The sequence below is a fragment of the Bradyrhizobium sp. Arg816 genome, assembly GCF_029989365.1.
Taxonomy (GTDB): domain Bacteria; phylum Pseudomonadota; class Alphaproteobacteria; order Rhizobiales; family Xanthobacteraceae; genus Bradyrhizobium.
Genome location: NZ_JAPRAQ010000091.1, coordinates 1 through 698 on the forward strand (window position 1 = coordinate 1; position 698 = coordinate 698).

General features: G+C 64.5%; 2 protein-coding genes. One reads left to right on the forward strand and one right to left on the reverse strand.

Translation table 11 applies throughout. The features are described from left to right. Positions 1–197, reverse strand: a 197-nt coding sequence (locus OWC48_RS45950) for a LexA family transcriptional regulator (RefSeq protein ID WP_282525920.1), incomplete at its 3' end; no start/stop codon positions are given. A gap of 38 nt (positions 198–235) precedes the next feature. Between OWC48_RS45950 and OWC48_RS45955 the strand changes: the two genes are divergently transcribed. Next, positions 236–698, forward strand: a 463-nt coding sequence (locus OWC48_RS45955; protein ID WP_282525921.1) for a helix-turn-helix domain-containing protein, incomplete at its 3' end; no start/stop codon positions are given.

Consider the following 698-nt stretch of genomic DNA (forward strand, 5'->3'; position numbering starts at 1 on the left):
ACACCGGGCTGACGACGAATGAATCCGTTACGTTCGAGGGTGACCATCATCTGGTGGACCGACGGAGGGCTGACACGGAAATGGCGCTGCATGTCGGTTTCGGCGGGTGGGCGCCCGAACATGTGCGCGTAGGTGTAGATGAAGGCCAGGTAGTGCCCCTGCTTCTCGGTGAAATGCGCGCCTGATTTTTGACTCATCGCTGGATTCGTCCCGGCCTCCGACAAGGAGGCGAAGCATGAATGTACGTTATCGGGTCGAATTGAGCCAAGCCGAGCGGGACGAGCTGACGGCGCTGCTCGGGGGCGGCAAGCATGCCGCCCGCAAGCTCAAGCGGGCGCAGATTTTGCTTGCGGCTGATGTCGGCAGCCGCGACGAAGAGATTGCCCGGACCGTGAGCGTCAGCCTCTCCACCGTCGGTCGGACCAAGCGCCGCTTCGTGGAGGGCAATCTGGAACGGGCCTTGAGCGAGGAACCGCGTCCGGGCGCCGAACGCAAGCTGACGGGCAAGGAAGAGGCCCTGCTGGTGGCGACGGCATGCGCCAAGCCGCCGGCTGGCCGCAAACGCTGGACGCTGACGCTGCTGGCCGACGCGATGGTCAAGCTCACCGATCACGACAGCCTGTCAGGCGAGACTGTGCGCCGCCGGCTGGCCGAAAACGACCTCAAACCGTGGCGCAGGGACATGTGGTGCATTCCCT